The organism is Neobacillus drentensis (assembly GCF_036966985.1).
GTDB lineage: Bacteria > Bacillota > Bacilli > Bacillales > Cytobacillaceae > Neobacillus > Neobacillus drentensis_E.
The window spans coordinates 1-5,744 of the sequence record NZ_JBALSN010000199.1 but is presented as its reverse complement, the minus strand read 5'-3'; the positions used below and the strand labels follow the sequence as shown (position 1 = coordinate 5,744).

Genomic DNA, 5,744 nt, shown 5'->3' with positions numbered 1-5,744 from the left:
TTCAAAACTTTAGAAGAAGGCCAATCAGTATCTTTCGAAATCGTTGAAGGTGCTCGTGGACCACAAGCTTCTAACGTTAAAACAGTTTAATTCTATTAAAATAAAAAGGTGATGCACTAGATTTAGCATCACCTTTTTATCTATAAAATTTCTATATATGAAAACAAGTTTCTGGTGGAAATGGGACACTGCTAAATGATGTATTTCCATATTATTTAGCTAACAAACAAAATAGTAAAAACAGTCATGCACTAATTATAAGGGGTGATCGTTTTGGCGTTTGGTAGAAAAAATGATGAGGAAATTAAATTAGAAGAAACGAAAATATGGGTATGTAATTCAGCAACTTGTAAATGCTGGGTACGTGACAATTTTAAAAGCACAGATTTGCCATTATGCCCGATTTGTAAAAGTGAAATGAGTTTAACAACAAAAGAATTACAAGTGATTCATAACCATAGTAAAAACTTTATGTAATAAGCAGCAGGGAGTGATTTATTCACTCCCTGTTTTTTTATTCTTTTGCATGCTCTTTACAATAGGAAAGGACCAATGCTTCTTCATCTTCTTCAAGAGCAAAATCCAGCACATTTTCACTCCCTTGTTCGTAAAGATAAAAATTGGTGATTTTTTCACCATTTTCATCGCTAACGAAAATGGTTCTTAGGCCAATTCCTTTATCTGAATATAACTCATCTTCTTCATCAACTTCTAGTTCTAGGAAAAACTCATAGCGGTCACCTGATAATAAACCGAATGGGTCTTCTAATTTTTCAACTGTGTGTCCAGTAATGTTCAAGTGTATCATCCTCTGCAAAATATTCATCCATACTATTATACACATATTTGTTTCAACAAGAAAAAATTGAATCGTTTTTGATATTTTTAGCCTATATTTTGATTTTTTACATATTAATTTCACACCATTTTGAATTTAATGTGAATAATTTGGAAATATGGTTTCCATGCCTTGGGAATAAGGTAAGATTAGTTTATTTAATCATGATTATTTTGAGAAGTAGGTGATTGGTTATAAATATATATGTGAAATATTTCACAAAAAGGTGGGAGATAAATGATTACTATGACCGACCCAGTATATTTTCAGCTGCAGCCCTTATTAGTAGCAAGAAAAAAATATTATCAACTTATTCATTTGTTATTTTTTGAGCCTTTAGGGAGCGAGATATTTGTAGAGATTAGAAATCATGGGAATTTGCATGAACTAGAAGAAATTCATGAGGGGGGAAAGATTCTTCAAAACGTTTTTGAACAGTTAACAGAGGAGCAAATCAAACGAGAATATGAAGAGTTTCATCGTTTATTTGTTGGACCTGGACCGCTTGTGGCACCACCCTGGGAGTCATATTATCGGAGCAGAGAACATTTATTATTTGAGGAATGGACTTATCAAGTCAGAGAACAATACCATCAATTTGGTCTTCAATTTAAAAACGAAAATAATGAGCCTGATGATCACCTATTACTTGAATTGGAATTTATGCTGTCTCTTATAGATTTTAGTTTACAAGAGCCCCGGAAAGATAGGGTTATTGAATTAATTTCAAGCCAAATTCATTTTCTTGAAGAACATTTAACCATTTGGGTGCCATATTTCTGTAAACGCATCATTGAACATACAGGCAGCCAATTATACTTGGGTGCAGCAATGCTCCTGGAAGCCCTATTGAGCTTTGATTTGACGACTTTACTTGAAGTAAGGGAGGCATTAAACGATGTCAGATAAGAAAAGTTTGAAAGATATACTATCAAATAAAATGCAGCGGAGGACATTTTTGAAATGGTCCGGAGCAATTGGAATACCTGTTATTACTGGTGGAATTGGTACTAAGATGCTTGTTGTTCGGGACGAAGAGCCTAAGACAGCAAATGCTAAAGCTACGGAGAAAATTATTTCAACTTGCAGCATTAATAATTGTGGCGGGCGTTGTGTCATAAAAGCACATGTTAGGGATGGAGTGGTGGTTCGTGTAAGTACTGACACTCAAGAAAGTGGTGACCTTTCCACACCGCCGCTGAGAGCCTGTGTTAGAGGTAGAAATTACCGACACATGCTATATGACCCTGATCGTCTAAAGTATCCAATGAAACGGATTGGCAAACGGGGGGAAGGGAAATTTAAAAGAATTTCTTGGGAGGAAGCAATTGAAACCATTGCATCTGAAGTGAAACGAATTGGTGATCAAAATGGTCCAGAATCAAGATATGTTAATTATGCTTCTGGACAAAGTTGGGGGTTACATGGAGGGAAAAATGCAGCAAGGAAATTATTAGCACTTACAGGCGGATTTTTAAATTATCGAAATGACTATAGTTCTGGTGCAGGAAATGTGGCCACCCCTTATACGTATGGTACAAATAATTCTGGCAGCAGTTTTGATACCTTACTGCACTCTAAGTACATAATTTTATGGGGCCAAAATCCTTCCGAAATGATCTTTTCAACCCCATACAGAGAATATTTAATGCAAGCAAAGAAAAATGGCGCTAAAATCATTGTCATTGACCCGCGTTATACGGATACAGCGATTGCCTTTGCGGATGAGTGGATCCCAATTCTTCCGACAACTGACAATGCGATGATGGACGCAATGGGGTATGTTATCGTTACTGAAAAATTACACGATCAAGCATTTCTTGATAAATATTGTATAGGTTTTGATGGCGGCCATATGCCAAAGGGTATTGCTAAAGAAGAGTCTTTAAAAAGCTACCTATTGGGTGAAAAGGATGGGGTTGAAAAAACACCTGAATGGGCTGAGAAAATTTGCGGCGTCCCAGCTGCAAAGATTCGTGAAATTGCAAGGGACTATGCAAAAACAAAGCCAGCGGCACTTATTCAAGGCTGGGCAGCACAGCGACAAGCGTATGGAGAACAGTACATGCGTGGCGGGGCACAGCTGGCTTGTCTTACAGGTAATGTCGGGAAGCTTGGCGGATGGGCAGCAGGAAACGGTTATTGGAGTCGCTCGGACATTGTTTATCCATTTTCATATGAAAATCCAGTCAAAGCTTCGATTCCATGCTTCCTTTGGACCAAGGCTGTTGAAAAAGGTACTGAAATGACAGCAGCGGATGGACTAGAGGGTACAGATAAGTTAACTACTAATATAAAATTAATTTTCAACATGGCTGGTAACATGTTGATCAATCAGCATGCTGAAATCAATAAAACAAGAAAGCTCCTTGAGGATGAAAGTAAGGTAGAGTTTATCGTGGTCAGTGATATTTTTATGACTCCAAGTGCGAAGTATGCTGATATTTTACTTCCAGGGACAACCTTTTTTGAACGCTATGATATTGGTGTGCCATGGTGTTTTGGAGATTACGTCGTTTTTGGTGATAAAACAAATGACCCACTCTTTGAATGTCGTGATGAGTACAATGTATTTGCAGAAGTGGCGGACAAGTTAGGAGTGAGAGAAAAATTCACTGAAGGAAAAACAACACTTGACCTTGTTAAGGAAAGTATAGAGAGAACGCGAAAAGAATTGAGTCCTGATTTCCCTTCATTTGAAGAATTCCGAAGGAACGGGGTTCATCATTTTAAATATGACTCACCTCTTATTGCTTTTAAAGAGCAAATAGATGATCTTGAAAATCATCCATTTGAAACGCCATCGGGTAAAATTGAGTTATTTTCGAAGGCATTATGGGATATGGATCAACATGATGAAATATCCCATAATGCGAAATATATATCCTCATGGGAAGGACCTCAAGATCCAATAATAACGAAGTTTCCACTACAACTTATTAGTTGGCATTATAAACGGAGATGTCATTCAACCTATGATAATCAAGCATGGCTTGAGGAGGCAGCCAAACAAGAGATGTGGATAAATCCTAAGGATGCCGAAAAGCGTGGCATAAAAGATGGTGACCGTGCTCAGGTATTTAATGAGCGAGGTTCAATATCTATCGATGTCAAGGTGACTCCAAGAATCACTCCAGGGGTAGTGGGTATCCCACAAGGTGCATGATTTACGCCTGATAAAGATGGACTTGACCAACGGGGATCTGTTAATGTCCTGACTTCACAACGTCCAACAGCCCTAGCAAAATCGAATCCGCAGCTAACAAACTTGGTTGAAGTGAAAAAAGCGTAGGGAGTGATAAGGTTGGAACAGTTAGGATTTTATATTAATCAAAGTCTTTGTACAGGGTGCAAAGCCTGTAGTGTGGCTTGTAAGGATAAAAATGATTTAAACACTGGGTTAAATTTCCGCAGGGTTTATACCTATGAAGAAGGTACATTTATTCAACACCCAAATAAGGGGATTGTACATAACATCAAAGCTTTTTACTTTTCAATAGCCTGCAATCATTGTACGCATCCGAAATGTGTACCAAGCTGCCCGACAGGAGCAATTGTGAAAAATAAAGAAACCGGGGTAGTAAGAATTGAGCAAGATATTTGTCAAGGGATTCAACGATGTGTAAAGGCATGCCCTTATGGAGCCCCTCAATATAATCAGAAGGTCTTTAAATCGAATAAATGTGATTTTTGTATTGATCTACAGGCGAAGGGGGAAGAACCTGTATGCGTCTCAACTTGTCCAATGAGGGCAATTGAATTTGGACCAGTCGAAGAATTAAGAAGGAAGTACGGAAGTGTAAATCAAATCAAAGGGATGCCAAGCAATGCTATTACCAATCCCAACATTGTGATTACCCCTCATAAGGATGCGAAATTATCTAGTTCATGATTAAAAAAAGTAGAGTAGCGGTACATGGAGCACACAGTCCTGCAGCTCTTTATTGTAGGTGAGCCTATGTCTCTTTTAGTAAAGTGGCTTGAAAGTATGCATGCTGATTTGGATATTACTATTAAGTGCTCGCGGAAGAGAAATGTACATTCCACGTGCGCTATTTGTTTGGAAACTTGCCCTTTTGCGGCAATATCGATTAAACAACAAACAATAGAAATAAATTTAGAAAAATGTTCCTGCTGTGGAGAGTGTATTATTACCTGTCCTTTGTCAGCAATCGAGGGCCCGGCTGTGACGAGGGAATTTGAAAATCGGTCCCTCATATATGATGATACCATTACATTAACGGTAAAAGAATTGTTGATTTATAAAAGTCGGGGATTGAAATCGGTTAAAATGGAGCCTAATCTACATGGGGAAACAGTTATCAAACAAACAAATAAGATGTTAATTGAATTAAAACAGGATCCCATTGCAATGGAACAAAAGCATTCAGAAGAAAGATTTTCAAGAAGAGCTTTTCTTTCCTCCATGCGAACAGGGGGAAAGAAGTTAGTAAAAAGTATGGCTCCTGCTTCTTGGAGAATGGAAGCAAATGAATGGAATCTAGCAAACTATTTTGCAGGATATCAATTTTATACAGTCGAGTTAGATTACAATAAATGTACTATGTGTAAAGTATGCTTCAACTTCTGCACTCAAGAAGTCTTTCATGTAACAGATTCATATTTATACATTGAGAATGATAAATGTGTTAACTGTACCGATTGTACGGATATTTGTCAGGAGGATGCCATTCGAATCATTCCAGATATAAAGATAAAAAGCGAGCTGAGATCTCCACTTTTCAGTAAGGAGTGTCAGGATTGTGGACAGTCCTTTTACTCCTTTCAAACAGAAAGAAAGAAATGTCCAATTTGCATGAACAGGGATCCTCGATGGTTAAGCCCCTATTAATAAAAACAGCAAAAAAGGTATAACCCCTTAATAATGAGGAATTATACCTTTTTT

General features: G+C 37.6%; 7 protein-coding genes. 6 read left to right on the top strand and 1 reads right to left on the bottom strand.

Annotated features, from left to right (window positions below; genetic code table 11):
• Together V7659_RS13640 and V7659_RS13635 are read left to right on the top strand one after the other, a co-directional pair.
• On the top strand, positions 1 to 90 hold a 90-nt coding region (locus tag V7659_RS13640; protein WP_335540449.1), incomplete at its 5' end, for a cold-shock protein.
• 183 nt (positions 91 to 273) lie between these two features.
• Positions 274 to 477 (top strand): cold-inducible protein YdjO-related protein, encoded by a 204-nt coding sequence (locus V7659_RS13635; protein ID WP_335540447.1) that lies wholly within the window; start codon positions 274 to 276, stop codon positions 475 to 477.
• Positions 478 to 514: 37 nt separating this feature from the next.
• Here the strand turns inward: V7659_RS13635 and V7659_RS13630 are convergent, their stop codons facing one another.
• On the bottom strand, positions 515 to 808 hold the full coding sequence (locus V7659_RS13630; protein WP_335540448.1) for a DUF6509 family protein: 294 nt from the start codon (positions 806 to 808) through the stop codon (positions 515 to 517).
• A gap of 267 nt (positions 809 to 1,075) precedes the next feature.
• On the opposite strand from V7659_RS13630, the gene V7659_RS13625 reads away from it, so the two are divergent.
• The 4 genes from V7659_RS13625 (at position 1,076) to V7659_RS13610 (ending at position 5,690) form a co-directional block, all read left to right on the top strand.
• Positions 1,076 to 1,747: a TorD/DmsD family molecular chaperone gene (locus V7659_RS13625; RefSeq protein WP_335540446.1), complete on the top strand. Its 672-nt coding sequence runs from the start codon at positions 1,076 to 1,078 to the stop codon at positions 1,745 to 1,747.
• Entirely contained in the window at positions 1,737 to 4,004 is a 2,268-nt protein-coding gene (locus V7659_RS13620) for a DMSO/selenate family reductase complex A subunit (protein WP_335540445.1), read from the top strand. Before V7659_RS13625 ends, V7659_RS13620 begins: the two co-directional genes overlap by 11 nt.
• Positions 4,005 to 4,142: 138 nt before the next feature.
• Positions 4,143 to 4,730: a DMSO/selenate family reductase complex B subunit gene (locus tag V7659_RS13615; RefSeq protein ID WP_335540444.1), complete on the top strand. Its 588-nt coding sequence runs from the start codon at positions 4,143 to 4,145 to the stop codon at positions 4,728 to 4,730.
• Positions 4,731 to 5,024: 294 nt separating this feature from the next.
• Entirely contained in the window at positions 5,025 to 5,690 is a 666-nt protein-coding gene (locus tag V7659_RS13610) for a hypothetical protein (RefSeq protein WP_335540443.1), read from the top strand.
• Positions 5,691 to 5,744 lie beyond the last annotated feature (54 nt).